This window comes from Trinickia symbiotica (genome assembly GCF_003028655.1).
In the GTDB taxonomy this organism is placed as follows: domain Bacteria; phylum Pseudomonadota; class Gammaproteobacteria; order Burkholderiales; family Burkholderiaceae; genus Trinickia; species Trinickia symbiotica_A.
This window is the reverse complement of the sequence record NZ_PYUC01000002.1, coordinates 139,233-159,004: the sequence shown is the minus strand read 5'-3', so window position 1 is coordinate 159,004 and position 19,772 is coordinate 139,233. Positions and strand designations below refer to the sequence as shown.

The 19,772-nt window shown below is 63.7% G+C and carries 15 protein-coding genes; 12 read left to right on the top strand and 3 right to left on the bottom strand.

The features are described from left to right. Positions 1 to 21 precede the first annotated feature (21 nt). Together C9I57_RS04210 and C9I57_RS04205 are read left to right on the top strand one after the other, a co-directional pair. Positions 22 to 2,064 (top strand): hydantoinase/oxoprolinase family protein, encoded by a 2,043-nt coding sequence (locus C9I57_RS04210; RefSeq protein ID WP_107149405.1) that lies wholly within the window; start codon positions 22 to 24, stop codon positions 2,062 to 2,064. 20 nt (positions 2,065 to 2,084) lie between these two features. Further along, the gene (locus tag C9I57_RS04205) at positions 2,085 to 4,103 is read left to right on the top strand and encodes a hydantoinase B/oxoprolinase family protein (RefSeq protein ID WP_107149710.1); all 2,019 of its coding nucleotides are present in this window, start codon (positions 2,085 to 2,087) and stop codon (positions 4,101 to 4,103) included. A 36-nt stretch (positions 4,104 to 4,139) separates the two neighbouring features. On the opposite strand, the gene C9I57_RS04200 is transcribed toward C9I57_RS04205, so the two are convergent. Next, on the bottom strand, positions 4,140 to 6,584 hold the full coding sequence (locus tag C9I57_RS04200; protein ID WP_107149404.1) for a M48 family metallopeptidase: 2,445 nt from the start codon (positions 6,582 to 6,584) through the stop codon (positions 4,140 to 4,142). Between the two features lie 425 nt (positions 6,585 to 7,009). On the opposite strand from C9I57_RS04200, the gene C9I57_RS04195 reads away from it, so the two are divergent. Continuing rightward, complete coding sequence (locus C9I57_RS04195; RefSeq protein WP_146166169.1) at positions 7,010 to 7,666, top strand: hypothetical protein; 657 nt, start codon at positions 7,010 to 7,012, stop codon at positions 7,664 to 7,666. 140 nt (positions 7,667 to 7,806) lie between these two features. Here the strand turns inward: C9I57_RS04195 and C9I57_RS04190 are convergent, their stop codons facing one another. Beyond that, complete coding sequence (locus tag C9I57_RS04190; RefSeq protein WP_107149402.1) at positions 7,807 to 8,634, bottom strand: MetQ/NlpA family lipoprotein; 828 nt, start codon at positions 8,632 to 8,634, stop codon at positions 7,807 to 7,809. 294 nt (positions 8,635 to 8,928) lie between these two features. On the opposite strand from C9I57_RS04190, the gene C9I57_RS04185 reads away from it, so the two are divergent. The 9 genes from C9I57_RS04185 to C9I57_RS04145 all read left to right on the top strand — a co-directional run bounded on the left by C9I57_RS04185 (position 8,929) and on the right by C9I57_RS04145 (position 18,910). Continuing rightward, on the top strand, positions 8,929 to 9,396 hold the full coding sequence (locus C9I57_RS04185; protein WP_107149401.1) for a rhodanese-like domain-containing protein: 468 nt from the start codon (positions 8,929 to 8,931) through the stop codon (positions 9,394 to 9,396). 140 nt (positions 9,397 to 9,536) lie between these two features. After that, positions 9,537 to 10,619: a serine O-acetyltransferase EpsC gene (gene epsC / locus C9I57_RS04180; RefSeq protein WP_107149400.1), complete on the top strand. Its 1,083-nt coding sequence runs from the start codon at positions 9,537 to 9,539 to the stop codon at positions 10,617 to 10,619. After that, a complete protein-coding gene (locus C9I57_RS04175; RefSeq protein ID WP_107149399.1) occupies positions 10,616 to 10,861 on the top strand; it encodes a helix-turn-helix domain-containing protein in 246 nt (81 codons plus the stop codon). Before epsC ends, C9I57_RS04175 begins: the two co-directional genes overlap by 4 nt. A 197-nt stretch (positions 10,862 to 11,058) precedes the next feature. Next, positions 11,059 to 11,991: a family 2A encapsulin nanocompartment shell protein gene (locus C9I57_RS04170; RefSeq protein ID WP_107149398.1), complete on the top strand. Its 933-nt coding sequence runs from the start codon at positions 11,059 to 11,061 to the stop codon at positions 11,989 to 11,991. Then, a complete protein-coding gene (locus C9I57_RS04165; RefSeq protein ID WP_107149397.1) occupies positions 11,966 to 14,032 on the top strand; it encodes a family 2A encapsulin nanocompartment cargo protein cysteine desulfurase in 2,067 nt (688 codons plus the stop codon). Before C9I57_RS04170 ends, C9I57_RS04165 begins: the two co-directional genes overlap by 26 nt. A 202-nt stretch (positions 14,033 to 14,234) precedes the next feature. Next, on the top strand, positions 14,235 to 15,749 hold the full coding sequence (locus C9I57_RS04160) for an MFS transporter (RefSeq protein ID WP_107149396.1): 1,515 nt from the start codon (positions 14,235 to 14,237) through the stop codon (positions 15,747 to 15,749). A gap of 150 nt (positions 15,750 to 15,899) precedes the next feature. After that, positions 15,900 to 17,459, top strand: coding sequence for an ABC transporter substrate-binding protein (locus C9I57_RS04155; protein WP_146166168.1), 1,560 nt, complete (start codon positions 15,900 to 15,902; stop codon positions 17,457 to 17,459). A 127-nt stretch (positions 17,460 to 17,586) separates the two neighbouring features. Beyond that, complete coding sequence (locus C9I57_RS04150) at positions 17,587 to 18,228, top strand: RBBP9/YdeN family alpha/beta hydrolase (protein WP_107149394.1); 642 nt, start codon at positions 17,587 to 17,589, stop codon at positions 18,226 to 18,228. Between the two features lie 82 nt (positions 18,229 to 18,310). Next, the gene (locus tag C9I57_RS04145; protein WP_107149393.1) at positions 18,311 to 18,910 is read left to right on the top strand and encodes a LysE family translocator; all 600 of its coding nucleotides are present in this window, start codon (positions 18,311 to 18,313) and stop codon (positions 18,908 to 18,910) included. A gap of 81 nt (positions 18,911 to 18,991) precedes the next feature. Here the strand turns inward: C9I57_RS04145 and C9I57_RS04140 are convergent, their stop codons facing one another. Further along, a complete protein-coding gene (locus tag C9I57_RS04140) occupies positions 18,992 to 19,714 on the bottom strand; it encodes a GNAT family N-acetyltransferase (protein ID WP_107149392.1) in 723 nt (240 codons plus the stop codon). Positions 19,715 to 19,772: the final 58 nt, after the last annotated feature.

Below are 19,772 nucleotides of genomic sequence, written 5' to 3'. Positions count from 1 at the left end.
ATCTTGCGAGGGTATTCATCGATGGGCTTGAGAATCGGAGTGGACATCGGCGGTTCGTTCGCCGATTTCGCGGTACTGAACGATGCCACCGGCGAGCTGAAGACGCTCAAGGTCTTCTCGCGACCGGACAGCCCCGGCAGCGAAGTGCTGCGCGGAATGGAGCAACTGCGTGAGCGCGATGGCATCGTGCCCGCCGACGTCGTGTATTTCACGCATGGCACCACCGTCGGCGTCAATGCGGTCGTGCAACGCAAGGGCCTGCGGCTCGGGCTCATCACGACGCGCCACTTCGAGGATGTGCTCGATCTCGCGCGACTGAAGGGCCCCGACATGTACAGCCTGCTGTCGAAGCGGCCCGCGCCGCTCGTGCCGCGCGAACGCGTGTTCGGCGTGATCGAGCGGCTCGCGGCGGACGGCAGCGTCGAAACGCCGCTCGACGAGGCCAGCGTGCTCGAGGCGATCGAACGCCTGAAACGCGCACGTTGCGAGGGTGTCGTCATCGCGCTCTTGCATTCGTATCGCAACCCGCGGCACGAGCACGCGGTGAAGGCGATCGTCGAGTGCGAGATGCCGGGATTCTTCGTGTCGTGCTCGAGCGATGTGTGGCCGATCATCCGCGAGTATGAGCGCACGTCGACGGCGGTGATCGGCGGCTATGTGCAGCCGAAAGTGTCGCACTACCTGAGCTCGCTGCAGCGCGCGCTCGTCGAGACCGGCATCGGTGCCGACATGAAGGTGACCAAGTCCAACGGCGGCGTGATGAGTGCCGAAGCGGGCAAAAGCAACTGCGTGCAGATGATCCTGTCGGGTACCGCGTCGGGCGTGATTGGCGCCGCGCATGTGGCGCGGCAAAGCGGCCTGTCGCGCTGCATGAGCCTCGACATCGGCGGCACGACGGCGGACGTCGCGCTCATCGTCGACGGCGAGCCGCAATATGCGAGCGGCGAGTACATCGGCGACTTCCAGATCCATATACCGTCTGTGTCGGTCTCGTCGATCGGCGACGGCGGCGGCTCGATCGCGTGGGTCGACGATTTCGGCGTGCTGAAGGTCGGCCCCGAAAGCGCCGGCTCGAATCCGGGACCCGTCTGCTACGGCCGCGGCGGCACGCGCGCGACGATCACCGATGCGTTCGTGGTGCTCGGCGTGATCGGTAATGCGAGCCTCGGCTACGACTCCGTGAAGGTCAACCACGACGCGGCGCACCGCGCGATCGGCGCGCTCGCGCACAAGCTCGGCATCGATGTGTACGCCGCGGCCGAGGCGATCGTCGACGTGTCCGTATCGGGCATGTACGCGGGCGTAAGCCGTATCGTGTCGCGCTTCGGCATCGATCCGCGCATCTTCGCGCTGCTGCCGTTCGGCGGCGCGGGGCCGATGCTCGCCTGCTATTTCGCACGGGCGCTCGGCATGGAAAAGATCGTCGTGCCGACCGCGCCGGGCGTGCTGAGCGCGCTAGGCGGCCTGATTGCCGACACCCGCAACGACTTCGTGAAAACGACCTACTACGACCTCGATACGACGACGCTCGCACGCCTTGCCGACGACGTGCGCTCGCTCGAAACGGCGGCGCGCGACTGGATGCGCGCGCAGACCGGCAACGACATCGACGCGAGCGTCATCGTTTCTGCCGATATGCGCTACAAGGGCCAGTCGTTCGAAATCGACACGCCGCTCGAGATGAGCTGGCTCGTTGGCGGCGACACCGCTCCGCTCGCCGAGGCGTTCCATCGCGAGCACGAGCGCCTCTATGGCCACCGCGACGAGCGAGCGAAGGTGCAGGTGGTGGCGCTGCGGCTCGTGATCAGCGCGGCGACCCCGAAACCGAAGCTGGTGACGATCGAAGCGGACGATGCGCCGCCGGTCCCGGCGGGCACGATCCGCGTGTACATGGACGGTGCTTTCCATGACGCGGCGCTTTATCGTCGCGCGGACTTGAAGGCGGGGCAGCAGCTCGACGGCCCCGCGGTGATCGCGCAGGACGACTGCACGACGAGCGTACTGCCCGGCTTCCGCGGCCGCGTCGACGCCTATGGCAACCTCGTTTTCACGCATCGCCAATGAATCCGCACGGAGCATCGCATATGCAATTCGACAAGGCAGTGCTTCAAATCTTCGCGAACTACTGTGTCGCGGCCGCCGAGAGCATGGCCTACACACTCGTGCGTACCGCGCATTCCACGTTCGTGAAGGAGACCGAGGACTTCTCGTGCGCGATCACGACGCCCGAAGGTCTCACGTTCGCGTCGCCGAAGACGCTCGGCGCGACCTGGTATGTCGGCCTCGATTACAGCTCGGTGATCGGCATGATCGATCACTATGAGCCGGGCGACATCGGCATGACCAACGACGCTTACAGCGGCTTCGTCGCGACCCATACACCCGACATCGTGCTCTGGAAGCCGGTTTTTCACGAGGGCGAGATCGTCTGCTTCGTTGGCGGCCATATTCACAACACCGATATGGGCGGCGCGGTACCGGCCTCGCTTTCGCGCACGCTGACCGAGATTCAGCAAGAGGGCATCCGCTTTCCGCCGTGCAAGATCGTGCGCAAAGGGGTGGTCGATGAGTCGCTGATCCGGCTGATGGCCACCAACGTTCGTGTGCCGGGACAGAACACGGGGGACTTGCATGCGCAGCTTGCCTCGCTGCATACGGGCGAGCGGCGCGTGCTCGAGATCATCGAACGCTTCGGCATCGACGGTTTCAAGGCCGGCATGCAGGCGCTGCTCGACTATTCCGAGCAACAGGCGCGCACGATCCTGCGCGGCATTCCGGACGGCGACTATTTTTTCTCCGAGTTCGCCGACGAAGACTCGGTGAACGGCAAGCCGATGCGCGTTGCGCTGACCGCGCGCATCCGCGACGGCTCCGTGGAGATGGACTATACGGGCAGCGATCCGCAGTTGCAGTCGTCGCTGAACATGCCGACGGGAGGCCACGAGCGGCATGCGCTTGCGCTGGTCGGGCTCGTCTACGTGCTCTACACGCTGAACCCCGAGATCCTGCTGAACTCGGGGATGCTGCGCGTCGCACGTTGCATTTTGCCGGAAGGGACCGTCGTCAATGCGCTACCGCCCTCGGCTGTCGGCATGCGCAGCCTGACTTGCAAGCTCACGCACCTGCTGACCTTCGGCGCGTTTTCGCGAGCCGTGCCGGATCGCCTTGGGGCCTGTCCCGCGGGCGGCCTGTCGATTCTCAGCGTGAAGACGATGGACCGCCACGGCGCGACGGTCATGGCGTCGATCGGGCCGATCGGCGGCGGCGCGGGCGGCGGCCCTGGCGACGATGGCGAGGACGGCTCGGGGGCGAACAATGCGTTTTTGCGCAATACGCCCGTCGAGATCAACGAGGCCGAGGTGCCGATCCGCATCCTGCGCTACGGTGTCGCGCCGGGATCGGGCGGCGCCGGGCTGTACCGCGGCGGGCAGGGGCTCGTGATGGAATTCAAGGTGTTCGCGCCGAACACGCTCGTCACCGCGCGCAACCGCGACCGTACGCGCTTCGCGTCATGGGGCGTGCGCGGCGGGCATGCCGGCGCGAATGCGCGCTTTACGCGCAATCCAGACACGCCGCGGGCGGAAGAGCTCGACAACAACGATCTCGTTGTCTGTATGCCGGGCGACGTCATCCGCCTCGTCGGCGCGGGCGCGGGCGGCTATGGCCGGCCCGTCGATCGTGAGGCGTTGCGCGTACGCGACGATGTTTTGCGTGGGTATGTGAGCGCGGATGAAGCGCGCGACGTCTATGGCGTCGTGCTCGACGGCGACGAGCTCGATGCGGCCGGCACTGAGCGGCTGCGCGATGCGCTGCGCGCTCGGCTCGCGGACGTCGCGGTGCCGGCGTTCTCGTACGGTCCGTATCGCGAGGCGTTCGAGGCGAAATGGACGCACGCTCGTTATGCGGCGTTGACGTCGATCCTCGCGGGTGTGCCGGTGCAGTGGCGCTTCTTCATCAAGCATCGGCTCTTCGAAGCGCTCGATGCGCGGCTCGCCGCGTTCGCCTCGCAGGGCGCGCACGACGATGGCGGTGCCGGGCTCGTGCATGAACTCTTCGCGGACCTTTGCGTGAGCTACCCGCAACTGAACGCCGCGCTCGTTTGATGCCGTGCGCCAGGCCGTGGACAGGTGATTCGCGGGTCATTCTCCACCGCCCTGGACGCTCAAGCGGGGTGAGCCGCTGGATCGCACCTCGATACGCTGTCCGTCTATCGCCGTCGACGGACCGCCGGCCAACCCGTTGTGGAGCGACATCGTCACGCGGCCCTGCATCCAGCCGAACACCATCATGGAGCCAACGATTCCCAGCGCGACGACGGCGCGCGCGAACCCCGGGAGCAAGCCGTTGGCGGAGCGGAGACGCTCGGAGAACGTGAGCTTCTCCACGCGAACGATGCGTTCGGTGCCGACGACCAGCGTGTCAAACGTTGCTGGGGCGGACGGTGCGGGCTGTGGGGCGTCCGGCGGTGCGGTGTCCGGCGCCGCATGGGCTGCGGCAACGCTCGCCTCCGAGCGCAGCAGTTCGTCGAGCGTGGCGCGTCGCAGCGCGGACAGGCTGCCCGCCGCATGGTGAACCCAGCCGTCGACCATGCGCAGCCAGTCGCTGATGTTGCCGCGCACAGGGTCATTGAGGCCGAAGCGGCCCAACGCGGCGGACCAGCTTTCGATGCCGAGCGCAGCCAACACGGGCGCACCGGGGTGTACCTCCTCCGCCAATCGAAAGGTCTGAACCAATGCCCGCTGCAACGATTCCGCCGCGCGCAGGATATGTCCCACGCCTTTCTCGCTGATGGAGCCTCCGGCCGCCGCACGTTGCCTCCAGCGCGACAGGTACGCCTGCGCGTCGCGCACGTTGGCCTCGGTGTGCTCGGCATAGTGCAGTACGCTCAACAGGCCCTTGAGATAGTCTCGCCATTGCGTCGAAAGCGCAGCGGCGGCGGCAAGATGGGCACTGCGCACTGTCTTCAGGACGGTCTGCAGAGCGGTACGGACGGCCGCGCGCTCCGCATCCACGGCGGCGATCGCGGCCGGCAGCTCGGCGCGCCGCAGTACCCGATTCCGGTGGCGGATGATCCCGTCCGGGGCGTCAAATCGCCCGTCGCGCAGCGACGAGAGCAGGGCATGCTCGCGCTCGAGGCCGCGCAGTCGGTCGAGGTCCTGATTGATGGTGACGGGATAGAGCATGTCGAGATGCAGCGGACCGGCGAGCGTTACCGCTTCCGTCAGCGTGTCCGCCGAGCGCGCGTGTCGCGTCGCCGGAAATGCCAGGTAAATGCCCCGATACCGTGGCTCGAGGTGTTCCTGAGTGAACTGCTCGTCCAACTGCTTCAAAGAAACTTCCGGCTCGATCGCAGCATGCTCGGAGTCTCCGATCAGCCTGGCAGTCATCCGCTCACGCAACTCCTCGGCATTGTCGAACAACGCCCATGCGCTGCGCTCGTCGGCTGGAGCGGCCAAATAGGTCCGTTTGGCGTTTTCCTCGCGCTCGTGGTTTTGCGGGTGCGTGGCCCACATACGGGGCGGTTGTGCAAGCTCCCGGTTGAACACGCGAAAGGCAGCGGCCCCATCGGCCGGAACGCGCGGGCGCTGACCGTACGCCGGGTCGTCATAGATGCGACTGAGCCGGTCGGCCATCGCCTGGTGCACGATGAACACATCGCGTGGCGGGCGCTGATTGCCGAGTTCGCTGCGCACGAAGCCCAATGTCCGGTCCCAGGCATCGTCCGCGATTTGCAGCCGGTGCAGGGCGTGTACCAACGCGTCGCTGCCGGTCAGCGACACGGCCACGAGGTCGGCTTGCATTTCCATTTCGCGCGACAGTGCGCGCTGAGCCAGGATCACCAGGCGGAACGTGGTGTCGACAATGGCTCGCAACGCCCATACTACGAGGCTGAGCAGCCAGCCGATCCAGGAGATGCGGACATCGAGATTCGACAGACGACGCAGGAAGCGATCGAGCAGATCGCGCTTCGTGACGATGTGGGCCGCGATCTGCTGCGCGGTATAGACCCAGCGGCCCACAGCCATCGAGCGCTGCGCAAAATGCCCGAACTCATGCGCGCACACCGCCTTGAATTCGCTCAGGTTGAGCATGTTGACCAGTCCGAGCCCGATTTCCAGGTTCTTTTGCGAAGGCCGGATCAGGTTGAGCAGCGACAAGTCGTAGAACACGGCGGCGTTGACGCGGGCACTGACGAACACCTTATGCGGGCGGGGGGCGCCCGCATCGTCGGCAATCTGGTCGAGGAAGGCGATGAGGCGCGGCTGCTCAGTGCGCGTCAGCTCGACGCCACCGGCATACTCGCCTTTCCGAATGAAAAACAGCGCCTTGGTCAGGAACACCGCCAGGAACAGGCTGCCGCCGCAAGCGAGCCATTCCGGCAGACTCGCCGAAGCGCCATCCAGCGCCAGCCGCAACGCGCCCCTCAGGCCGGCAAAGGCAAACCATGCGGTCAGCGCGAAATAAAGCACGATAAACAGCAGCAGGCCGGCCACGGCCAACCATGCATTACGCTGATACGAAGCGGTCGGGCGCGTCAGTCCGGCCGGCACGTCGCTCGGCCCGGGAGGGTAAATGGTCTTCATCTTTGTTTTCTCGTTGCAGACTTGGCGGCGATGCGACGCCTGCCTCGCGCTTGATTATGACATCTGAATGTGAAAAGCAATCGATCCTGCCGAAGCCCGCGATTAAGGTATTTGTTAATTTGCACCGTTGCAACAGCCGATTCACAATCGATCGACAGCCCGGCTCGAACCGCTCCTCGTTGTATGTTGGAAACGTCGGATCAACAATTCGTCCCTAATGGAAAAAAGATGCGGCAGAATAGACCGCCATCCCGTTCCGGACGGACACGCAAACTTCAACGAAATGTGCATGACTGGGGGAAACGATGTTTATTTTCTGGGGCCGAAAACTCGTCTATCGCAAGCAGGGCTATGTGGCGGACTTCTGTCCAATCTGCCGAGAGCCCCGTGCATTCAAATTGCAACGTGTTGGTTCGGCCGGCCACGTGTACAACATTTCGGTGAGCGAGGGCCGATTGGTGGGGTATCACCGGAGTTGCCTGACTTGCCGCACGCCGGTCGAGAGCGATCTGTCCACCTATGCCAGCGTGGCGAAGGCCCGCGCGGCGTTGCCCGAACTGACGGCCGAGACTTACCCCAACCTGGAATCGGCTTGGCGCGATCGGCTTGCGCTGGAAGAGCGGGTGCGCACCGCATTACCCTCTCTGCAACCGGAAGAGCGCCAGGAATTGATTCGCGATCCGTTCATTGCGCTATCGACCAAGGTCGAGCGGTACTTCGCGTCGAGCCGTGTCAATTGGAGGGACATTCTGATGATACTGGTCGCGTTCGTCGTAATGATTATTGGATCGGTGACGGTCGGCATGATCGAGCCCGCGGATTCGAACTACGGCATTTACTTCTTCATTGCGCTGGGCTTCGCCATGGTGGTCTGGCAGATCAGAGCAACGACCCGGCGTTACATGGTGCGAGAGATCGTCCCGGCGCTCGCCTCGGCGCTCGCACCGTTGAAGCCGACGCGCGAGGAAATTGACGCGACGCTCAGCGAACTGCATAAGGCGCAACTCCGACTTGCGAGCAAACTGCCAGCGAAGGCCTTGTTTTCGAGGCTGGGGGAGGTTGGCAAGCCTACTGCGTCATAAGCACGCCTGGCGTCGACGGCGTGCTGCGCCAGGCGGTATCGTCCCCGCGTGCAAGACCCGACGGGGACGATCGAGGCTGAGTAAAGAGCGAATAACGCCCGTACCTAAACGATAGCCGCCGCTTGCCCGAGGGCGCGGATTCAGCGCTGCGGCGCGCCCTCCCATGCCGGCAGTGTCGCACCGTGATAGACGGTCAGGATCGCGGATGCAACGTTGGCTTGCTGATAGCTATCCACCAGCGCCTTCACCCAGGGCGCCTTTGCATCTTTCAAGTTGACCGCGATGAAATTTCGATAAGGATTGCGCTCAACCTTCTCCTGCGCGATGCGTTCCTGCGGAATCCGGATGCCGGCCTTGATCGCCCAGTCCGTGTTCACGACGGCTGCGTCCACGTCGTCGATTGCGCGGCCAACAATACCGGCGTCGAGTTCCTTTATCCGGATGTGCTTCGGATTGTCGGCGATATCGCGCGCTGTCGGCAGCAGGCCGACATCGGGCTTCAGCTTGATGAGTCCATTCGCTTGCAGCAACAGCAGCGCGCGGCCTTCGTTGCTCGGGTCATTCGGTACGGCGATCGTCGCGTTTTGCGGCAGCGCCGCGACCGATTGCACCTTGCGCGAATAAAGGCCGATCGGCTGCACATAGGTGAAGCCGACGGGCACGATCTCATAGTGGCGTGCTGCAATCTGCGCGTCGAGGTAGGGCTTATGTTGGAACGAGTTGGCGTCGAGATCGTGCTCAGCGAGGGCTTCGTTCGGCTGCGTGTAATCGGAGAATGTCGTGAGCTTGACGGTGACGCCGTGCTTCGCGGCATTGGCCGCGACCACGCGCCATACGTCCTCGTCTTCGCCCGACATGATGCCGACACGCACCGTTTGTCCATCCGCCAGCGCAGATTGAGCGCTCACGACCCCAAGAGTCAGGAGCAGGGACAGGAACGCGGCCTTGAGCGTCTTCGTTGTTTTCATACGCAATGTGATCGAAGTGAAGGTCACGAGATCGTAAAAAGACGCGTGTTGCGGCGCAAACAATATCGAGCGCTTTGGTTATCGCCGATTCGTGCAAACAGCGCAGCGCGAGCGACCGATACCACGATGCCGTCATGCCGCGATGGGGCCGCTCGCACGGCCCGCATATCGCTTATCGCTGCTTTAGAAATGAAAATTCGTTGTTTCGTCTTTGGGAGCGGGCAGCGCATCATCGCCTCTTGATGGCTATAGACGGCTTGCGGCGAATGAGCCGCGCAACGCAAAGGAGGCGCAATGGCAGCAGTGCTCGAAGAACGGCCGCTCCACGCAGTGCTCGAGGCAGCAGGTGTATCGGCTGCGGCAGCAGGGTTGGGTCATGCAGGCGGCGTGGCCCCGCGCGATGCGTGGGCCTTGTTTTCGGAGGGCGGCGCGGTGCTAGTCGATGTGCGAACCGCTGAGGAGCGCAAATTCGTTGGCTATGTGCCGGGCAGCGTACACGTGCCCTGGGCGACGGGGACGAGCCTCACGCGCAACCCGCGCTTCGTGCGCGAGCTCGAAGCGAAAACCGGCAAGGAAGCGGTCGTGCTGCTGCTGTGCCGCAGCGGCAATCGCTCGGCCCTGGCGGCCGAAGCCGCGGCGAAAGCGGGGTTTGCGCAGGCGTTCAATGTACTCGAAGGATTTGAAGGCGATCTCGATGACGCGCAGCACCGCGGCGGCAAGAGCGGCTGGCGTTTCCACGGGTTGCCGTGGATGCAGGACTAGGAGGACTCCTAAACGATCGTTGCAGTCCATACGTATTGCAGAGCCGTCTTGCTGGGCGCATTACCAGATCCAAGATCGGACCGTATCAGGCGTGAATTCTATCGGCCGCTCGCCGGCGATGAACAAATTGGAGTGAGGCGGTGGCCCTATTCGATATTGACGAAGTACTTGGATCGCTGCAGGCGGTCAGGCGGCGATGGCGCGACGAACAAAAGCGTGCCATTGAACCCGGCGGACGCGATTTGCCGTCACGCGATGCGCTTTCAGAAGTGATCACAACGCTGAAAGGCGTCCTGTTTCCCATGCGGCTCGGGCCGACCGATCTGCGTCAGGACAGCGAGAATTTCTACGTCGCGCATGCGCTCGACGCCGCGTTGCATGCATTGCTCGCGCAGGCGAAACTCGAGCTGCTCTATGTTGCGCGACGGGAGACGGGGGATGGCGAAGCCGCGCCCCAACGGGATTTCCTTCGGGGCGCCCCGCACGGGGACTTCCTATCGGTCGTCCCACACGGGGATTTCCTTCCGGTCGTCCCGCACGGGGACTCCCTTACGGTCGTCCCGCACGGGGACTCCCTTACGGTCGTCGACGCGCGCGCCATTGAGGCAGTGCAAGCCTTCGCGCAGCGACTCCCCGAGATTCGCGCGCTCCTCGACACCGATGTGATCGCCGCCTACCACGGCGATCCGGCGGCGGGCAGCGTCGACGAAGTCCTGCTTTGCTATCCGGGCGTGCTCGCCATGATCCATCACCGCTTGGCACACGAGTTGTACCGGCTCGGCCTGCCCTTGCTCGCGCGGATCGTCGCGGAGCTTGCGCATGCGGAGACGGGCATCGACATTCACCCGGGCGCGCGGATCGGCGCAGGCTTTTTCATCGATCACGGCACAGGCGTCGTAATCGGCGAGACAGCGATCATCGGTGAGCGCGTGCGTCTCTATCAGGCGGTCACGCTCGGAGCAAAGCGTTTTCCCCGGAACGCCGACGGTCACCTCGAAAAGGGACTCGCGCGTCATCCCATCGTCGAAGACGATGTGGTCGTCTACGCGGGCGCGACGATACTCGGCCGCGTCACGATCGGCAGAGGCGCGACGATCGGCGGCAACGTGTGGATCACGCACGACGTCGCGCCCGGCAGTCATGTCACGCAGGCCAGCCTGCGCAACGAATCTGCCCGTTCGCCTGACATCGCCGTGGGACTGACGATAGGAGCGCATGGATGACCGCGCTCGTCCGCAACTTCGGGGCGGCCGTGCGGGCGCTGCGCGAAGCCCATGCGTGGTCGCAGGAAGAACTTGCCGAGCATGCCGGGCTGAATCGCTCTTACGTCGGGGAAATCGAACGGGGGATGGCGATTGCCTCTATTGTGACCGTCGACAAGCTCGCACGCGCGTTCGGTGTCTCCATCGCGACGCTGTTGCCCGCGCCAAGTGTCGACAGTCTGCCCGTCCAAGACCACGGATAAATCCTGCCTGGCGCTCCGCGTTCAAATCGACGGATCCCGGCATGCACGTGCATGCTTGCATACGGACCGCCCCGCGCGTTGCGGGTTCGGCCGGACGGTGACGTCTATAGCATGTTGAGCGGTACGTTCGGGCTCTTGATAATTCTCAGCCGTTATAAGCATTCCCGTTTTTCTTCTATCGACCTGGAGCTTACCGAATGTCGACGATAGTGAGCGGCCCGACCGCGCTCGGCGATAACGCAGCACGGCAACTCGCCAATGCCACGAAGACCATACCTCAGCTTTCGACGATCACGCCGCGTTGGTTGACTCATTTGCTGCAATGGGTACCGGTCGAGGCGGGCATCTACCGCTTGAACCAGGTGAAGAACCCGGAGGCCGTGCGGGCCGCGTGCACGGCTCGCGAAGACGAGGGCACGCTGCCGACGACCTTCGTCCCCTACGAAGAAAACCCGCGCGAGTACTTCCTTAATGCGGTGAGCACCGTGCTCGACGTGCATACGCGCGTGTCGGACCTTTATAGCAGTCCGCACGACCAGATCAAGGAACAGCTGCGCCTGACGATCGAAACGATCAAAGAATTGCAGGAAAGCCAACTGATCAACAACCCCGACTACGGCTTGCTCGCGAACGTTGCTGACGACCAGCGCATTTTCCCGCTGACGGGCGCGCCGACGCCCGACGATCTGGACGAATTGCTGACGAAGGTCTGGAAAGAACCGGCATTCTTCCTCACGCACCCGCTTGCGATCGCCGCATTCGGCCGCGAATGTACGCGCCGTGGCGTGCCACCGCCGACAGTCAATCTGTTCGGCTCGCAATTCCTCACGTGGCGCGGCATCCCGCTGATCCCGTCGGACAAAGTGCCCGTCGCCGACGGCAAGACGAAGATTCTGCTGCTGCGCGTCGGCGACAAGCGCCAGGGCGTGGTGGGTCTTTATCAGCCGGGCGTCGCGGGCGAGCAGGGCCCTGGACTGTCGGTGCGCTTCATGGGCATCAACAACCAGGCGATCGCGTCATATCTGATCTCGCTCTATTGCTCGCTCGCAGTTCATTCGCCCGATGCGCTCGCGGTGCTCGAAGATGTGGAAATCGGCAAGTACCATGAATACCCCGATACCTACCGCTAACGGACGCGCGGGCGCTGCGCAGCCCGATGTTCCCGCCGCTTCCGCGCCGGCGGGTCTGCCCGACGCGGATACGCTCGCGCGTCTCGCGAACGCGTTCTTTTCGACGCTGCCCGGCGTGGCCGCGCCGCATGAAGATGCTTCAGCCGTGGGCGGGCTGCCGTCCGCGTGGCCTGCCGCAGCGCCCGTTCTTCCCGCGATGTCGAACGCGGCGCCGGCCGGCTCGCCGCTCGCAGGGCCGGGCGGCACAGGCACGGGCGTGCCCGGCGCATCGCTGCCGGCGGGCCGCGTGCCGGGCGGAAATCTGCTGCCCGCCGCGCCGACGCACGTGCTGACGCTTGGCAATCGCGCACCCGCGCTTGCACCGCATGCGGCAGCGCAGAACGGCTTGCCCGACAACATGGTGACGATTGCTCCCGCGCTGGAGCCGCGTGTCGGTGGGGCGGCGCTGGGCGTGCCGCCCTTGCACGCGCACGTACCGTCGTCCGCGGCCGTGGCGAACGGGGCGAACTCAATGACATCGCCGATTGCGGCGCGCGACACGTCTGCAGGACAACCGTCGCCGTACTATTTTGTCGGCACGCTGGAACAGGGTTGGCAACGTCCCGCTCAGGACATCGCCGTGCCGCCAGGTGCGCGCGTAACCCCGCAGTCGTTCGGATTGCCCGGAGAAGACGATCTGCGCTCGATGCTTTCGATTCACCGCTTTTCGACGAGCGCCGAGCCGTATCGCCACGAGCAGGGCACCGCGCCGTACTTCCTCGACGATGCCCACGCTACGCGCGATCCGCATGGCGTAGGTCCGGCGATGCCTGTTGCTCGTCCCCCGTTCGACGTCAACGCTATTCGCAGAGATTTTCCGATCCTGCAAGAGCGAGTGAACGGCAAGCAGCTCGTATGGTTCGATAACGCGGCAACGACGCAAAAGCCACAAGCCGTGATCGATCGTCTCGCGTATTTCTATGCGCATGAGAACTCGAACATCCATCGCGCCGCGCATGCACTCGCTGGGCGCGCGACGGACGCTTACGAGAAGGCTCGGGCCATCGTGCAGCGTTTCATTGGCGCGGCGTCGCCGGACGAGATCGTCTTCGTGCGCGGCACGACGGAGGCGATTAACCTGATCGCGAAGACGTGGGGCGCAAGCAACGTCGGTGAAGGCGACGAGATTATCGTGTCGCATCTCGAGCATCACGCGAACATCGTGCCGTGGCAGCAGCTCGCCGCGAAAACGGGCGCGAAGCTGCGCGTGATTCCCGTCGACGATTCAGGTCAGGTGCTGCTCGACGAATACCGCAAGCTGCTTTCAGCGCGGACGAAAATCGTTTCGGTCACGCAGGTGTCGAATGCGCTCGGTACGATTGTGCCGATAGGCGAGATCGTCGAGCTCGCGCACCGTGCGGGCGCCAAGGCGCTGGTCGACGGCGCGCAGTCGGTATCGCACATGCGCGTGGACGTGCAGGCGCTCGATGCGGATTTCTTCGTGTTCTCGGGCCACAAGATCTTCGGGCCGACGGGTATCGGCGTGGCGTACGGCAAGCGTGCCATTCTCGACGACATGCCGCCCTGGCAGGGCGGCGGCAACATGATCGCGGACGTGACGTTCGAGCGGACGGTGTTTCAGCCGCCGCCGAATCGCTTCGAGGCGGGCACGGGCAATATCGCCGATGCCGTCGGCTTGGGTGCCGCGCTCGAGTATGTCGAGCGGATCGGTATCGAGAACATCGCTCGCTACGAGCACGATTTGCTCGAGTATGCGACGAGCAGACTCAGTCCGGTGCCAGGGGTCCGGCTCGTCGGCACGGCACGCGACAAGGCGAGTGTGCTTTCCTTCGTGTTGAAGGGCTACGAGACCGAGGAAGTCGGCCGGGCGTTGAACGATGAGGGCATCGCGGTGCGCTCGGGGCATCATTGCGCACAGCCGATTTTGCGGCGTTTCGGGCTCGAAGCCACGGTGCGACCTTCACTCGCGTTTTACAACACGTGCGATGAAGTCGATGCGATGGTGTCGGTCATCCGGCAATTATCCGCTCGCAGCGGTTGACGAGGGCGGTCGTCGGCCACATCAATCATGGCCTATGGACTCATCCGCTCGATCGCTCGTCGGATTATCCTCGCACTGGGCGGATCCTGCGCGCACGCGCACGTCGGTGCGAAAAGCATATGAGAAAACGTTGCTTGGTGCGGCGCAGCGCGTTGGCTAGCATGCGTCGGTCCAATCATCATGCCCGAGTGCATCCGACATCATGTCTACCGTAGCTGCCGCTTCTCGCGCGCCACAGCCGTCCATCGATTCCGCATCTCAGCCAACGCTTCGAGCGCACCCAGCGCCGCTAGTCGTGCGCTCGGCCGAGGATGTCGCGCGGATCGTCGGTGAGGGTGCGGCAGCGCGGGGCAACGCCCGCATCGTCATCGCCATCGCATTGGGCGGCGTGTTCCTCGATGCCTACGACCTGACCTCGCTCGCCTACGGCATGAAAGACATCGCGCGGTCGTTCGCACTGAGCCCCACGCAAGTCGGCCTCGTGTCGGCCGCTATCACGTTCGGCGCGATCCTCGGTGCGCTCATAGGCGGCTATCTGACAGATCGCATCGGCCGTTACCGCGTTTTCATGGCCGACATGCTGTTTTTCGTCGTGGCCGCGATCGCGGCCGGCCTCGCGCCGAACGCATGGGTGTTGGGTGCGGCGCGCTTTCTCATGGGCTTCGGCGTCGGGCTCGATCTGCCGGTGGCAATGGCTTTGCTCGCGGAGTTCTCTCGCGTGGCGGGCAAGCGCAGCAAAGCCGCGAGTGTCGCCGCATGGTGCCCCGCGTGGTACGCCGCGACCAGCACTTGCTATCTGCTGATTCTGGGACTTTACGCGGTCCTTCCCGAACATCAGCTCGGTTGGCTGTGGCGCGTGACGCTCGCGTTCGGTGCGGTACCTGCGCTGGTGATCATTGCCGTGCGCAGCCGTTACATCAGCGAATCGCCATTGTGGGCCGCGAATCAGGGCGACCTCGAAGGCGCCGCGCGCATTCTCAAGCGCGCGTACGGCGTCGACGCGATCGTCGAGTCGGGCGATGAGCCGGCGCCCAAGCCGCGAACCGCGTCTTGGCACAATTACCGGGTGCTCTTCAGCGGGCCATATACACGGCGCACGGTGCTCGCCGCAACGATCGGCGCTGCGTCGTCGTTCGGCTACAACGCGATCGTCTACGGCCTGCCGATCATCATCGCGAGCTTCCTCAAGCAAGGACCGCTGACGACCATCGTCGCGGCGCTCGTCTTGAATCTGCTGTTCGCATTCGTCGGCGGCGTGATCGGCGTGCGTTTCGTGTCGCGCTTCGGCGCGTGGAAGATGACCGTCGCGGGCCATGCGCTGCAGTTCGTATCGCTCATTGGCCTCGCTCTGATCGGCCATCCAGGCAACGGCGTGCTCGTGGCGCTCGCCATCTTGCTGCTAGGCGGCTACCTGTTCGGCCAGGGATTCGGGCCGGGGGCGCATAGCATGAGCTTCGCTTCGCTTAGCTATCCGACATCGCTGCGCGGCATCGGCGTGGGGTTCAATCAGACGCTCGTGCGTTCAGCCTCCACGGCGTCGCTGTTCCTATTTCCGGTTCTCGCCGCGGCGCTCGGCACGAAAGTGTTCTGGATCATCGCGCTCGCGCCATTGACCTCGCTCGTCATGCTGTTCGCGATCCGTTGGGATCCAGTGGGCTACGACATCGATGCGGAAGACTATACTTCGGGAAGCCCGCGAGTCGTCGAGCTTCAGTAGCGGCATCAATGCACCAAAACTCAACCCGTGCCCATGCTCATGACGCATCGATCCTGTCGGTTCGCTACGCGAATCGCACGCACTGTTGCGCGCCCATCCCGGTATGCTTTGGCGTTTGGCGTACTCGTAGCGCAGGCAATCAGCCTCTTGATGCAACCTTCGACGGCTTTGGCCGCTCCTTCGGGAACGCTGGTGGTGTGCACCGAAGGCAGTCCCGCCGGCTTCGATCCCGGCCAGCATACGACGAGCACCGATTTCGACGCGAGCACCTATACGGTGTACAACGAGCTGGTGCAATTCAAACGCGGCACGCTCGATTTGGAGCCGGCACTCGCCACGAGTTGGGATGTATCGGCCGATGCGCGGACCTATACTTTTCATCTGCGAAAGGGCGTCAAATTCCAGACGACCGCGTGGTTCCGTCCGACCCGCGAATTCGACACCGACGACGTGCTCTTTACGTTCAATCGCATGCTTCATTCGGACGATCCGTTCCGTAAGGCTTATCCCGCCAGTTTTCCCTATTTCACTGACCTGGGCTTCGACAAGAACATCGACGGGATTGACAAAGTCGACGACTACACGGTGCGCTTCCGGCTGAAACAGCCTGATGTCATCTTCGTGCGCAATCTCGCGATGAGTTTCGCGTCGATTCTCTCGGCAGAATATGCCGCGAAGCTGAGCGCGACGCATCGCGAGGCCGATATCAACCAGCTGCCGGTAGGTACAGGGCCGTTCGTATTCCGCTCCTACCAAAAGGATGCACTGATCCGCTATGACGGAAATCCCGATTACTGGCGCCCGGAGGATGTCAAGCTCGCGCACCTGGTCTTTTCGATCACGCCTGATCCGGCCGCGCGTATTCAGAAGCTCTCAGGTGGCGAATGCCAGGTTTCAGTGTTCCCGCGTCCCAGCGATCTCGAAACGGTCAAGCGCAATCCTTCGCTCACACTGATATCGCGCGTCGGCTTCAACGTGGGCTTCGTTGCCTACAACACGCAACACTCGCCGCTCGATCGGCTCGACGTTCGGCGCGCGCTGGACATGGCCATCGATAAGCAAGCCATCATTCAAGCGGTGTTCTCGGGCAACGCGACGCTCGCGACAAACCCGATGCCGCCCGCGCAGTGGTCCTACGACGATCAACTGAAAGACGCGCCGCGCGATATAGCGAAAGCTAAGGCGTTGCTCGCGCAGGCTGGATTCCCGAATGGCTTCGAACTGTCGTTGTGGGCGATGCCCGTGCAGCGCCCATACAACCCGAACGCTCAGCTGATGGCGCAATTGATCCAGCAGGACTGGGCGAAGATCGGCGTGCGCGCAAAGATCGTCAGCTACGAATGGGGTGAGTACAATCGGCGCGCGAAGCAAGGGGGCGAGCATGACGCGATCCTCTACGGATGGTCGGGCGACAACGGCGACCCGGACAACTGGCTCGGGACCTTGCTGGGTTGCGATGCGGTGCACGGCAGCAACGTGTCGAAGTGGTGCGACAAGTCGTTCGATGCGCTGATCGACAAGGCGCGGGCGACGCCGAACGTCGATGAGCGCACGGCCCTGTATCGGCAGGCGCAGGTGATCTTCAAGGAACAGGTGCCTTATACGCCCATCGCCCATTCGATCGTCTCATTGCCTGTGTCGAAGCGGGTGAATGGAATGTTGCTTTCGCCGTTGGGGAGTCACCGGTTCGACGGCGTTTCGCTGAACTGATCGGCCGGCATGCGCGATGGCCCGCTGCAGACGCAGTGTGCTGATTTGGATTTCACCTTTTCTTCGTTGTACGTCGCGCCGATGCGAGGTAGCGTGGCGTTTCGGCCCTTGGTTCGGGAGAAACGACATGTCATCGTGTAGCACCCAGTGGCCCCCGCGAGTTGTCATCGTGCCGGGCCTGCATGGCAGCGAGGACGCGCATTGGCAAACATGGCTCGCGCGGCAGTTCGCCCGGCCGATCCGTATTACTCAGAGCGACTGGGGCAATGCCGACCTCCAAGCGTGGTCGGGGACGATACGGCGACAGCTCTCTGCCGAGCGGGGGCCTTTCGTGCTCGCCGCGCACAGCTTCGGATGCCTCGCCGCTGCACAAGCAATCGGGCAGGGGCTGCCGGATGTGGCAGGCGTCCTGCTGGTTGCACCGGCGAGCCCGACCCGCTTTGGCGTCGAGAACGAGCTGTACCGCTGGCGTCTGAACCTCGGGTCGATCGTCGTCGGCAGTGAGAACGATCCCTGGATGCCGGCCGACGGTGCGCGGGCGCTTGCGCGCGCCTGGGGCTCGGCGTTCATCAACCTCGGGCCCGCCGGACACGTCAACGTCGCATCGGGCTTTGGCCCCTGGCCCCGCGCGAAGTATTTCATCGATACGCTCATTCACTGGTCAGCGCCGCACTTCATCGAGCGCGAGGAGCCGCGCCGTGTGGACGAGGCGGACGAGGCGGACGAGCGCGAAGCGCCGACGAATCTGGTGCCAATCGGGATGGGGTAAACTCGGCGCCTGAGAATCACGAGGGATGCCGGCTGCTTCGCGCGGGTGATCTGCCCATGCTTCCGTCGTGGAATGGAAACGCATGGTCCCTTTACATAGCCTCGCCTCCTTTTTGCTCGCAGTGCTCCTGGTGCTCGCGATGCCAGGCCCGACCAACACGCTGCTCGCGACGGCGGGCTTGGACCATGGCTTTCGCCGATCGGCCCGGCTCACGATAGCCGAATGCGGCGGATACGTGATTGCAATCTCCATTTGGGGATTGTTCTTGCTCGAGGTCGCGCAAAAACTGCCCTGGCTTCCATGGACGATACGCTTAGCGAGCGCAGTGTATATCGGCTATCTCGCCGTTCGCATGTGGAGCGCGACGCTCGACCTGGCAGGCGGACATTCAAGAACCGTGGGCATGCGAGCACTCTTCGTTGCAACGCTATTGAATCCGAAAGCGGCTCTCTTCGGCGCAACGCTCTTCCCGCCGGAAGCGTTCGCCAGTGCGGCTGGCTATATCGAAGTCATGGGAGTCTTCATCGCCTTGCTCTTTCCGATTGGCTTGCTGTGGGTGGCATTCGGCGCGCAATTGAGAAAGGGGCAACTTGCATGGCTCGAGCCGACGTACCTCCTTCGAGGGGCGTCTATCGTGCTTGCCGCGTTTTCCATCACAGTGGCTTGGTCGGCAGTTCGCTAGCTGCTTCGAGCACGCGCACTTCCTGTTTCTTTCCCCTTGTCCGCTCGGTTGAGCACGAACGTCAGGTCGGCGGAGTGCGCTCTACGCACTGTGCTGGCCGGAGATGCAGTCCTGCAACGTTCGCCGCTGCATGCCTTGCGCGTCGAAGTTCGCTTCATCGAGCCATTCCTCGAAGCCTGCACGCAGCGGGGGCCATTCGCTATCGATGATCGCGAACCATGCCGTGTCGCGGTTGCGTCCTTTGTAGACGACAGCCTGGCGGAAGATGCCTTCGAAGGTGAAACCGAAGCGCGCCGCGGCGCTACGCGATGGGGCGTTCAGCGCGTCGCACTTCCATTCGAAGCGCCGGTAGCCGAGTTCGTCGAACACGTGCCGCATGAGCAGAAAGATCGCTTCCGTTGCCATGCGCGTCTTCTGCAGGCGCCGCGAAAACACGATGAAGCCGACTTCGATTGCGCCATTGGCCTTGTCGATACGCATCAGCGCGAGCGTGCCGATGGCCTTGCCTGTCGACCGGTCGATGACGGCGTAATGCAGCGGGTCGGGCGATGCGGCGAGGGCGGTGAGACAGTCGAGGTACGCTTCGCGGCTTTCGAATGGTCCGACCGACAGATAAGTCCAATCGCGCGCGTCGGGCGCGGCGCGATACGCATCGTACAGATCGTCCACGTGCCGCTCGACGTTCACCCGCTCGAGTCGGCAATAGCGTCCCGTTATCGGTTGATCGCCCGGTGCCCCGGCTGGTTGCCAGTTCGGCATCGGTTCGCCGATCGCCTGCCCGTATTCGTTGACTCGCTGCCCCACATCGTTCTCCGGTTACCTGCTTCATCATGTGCGCCAAGAACACAACATACGGGAAACG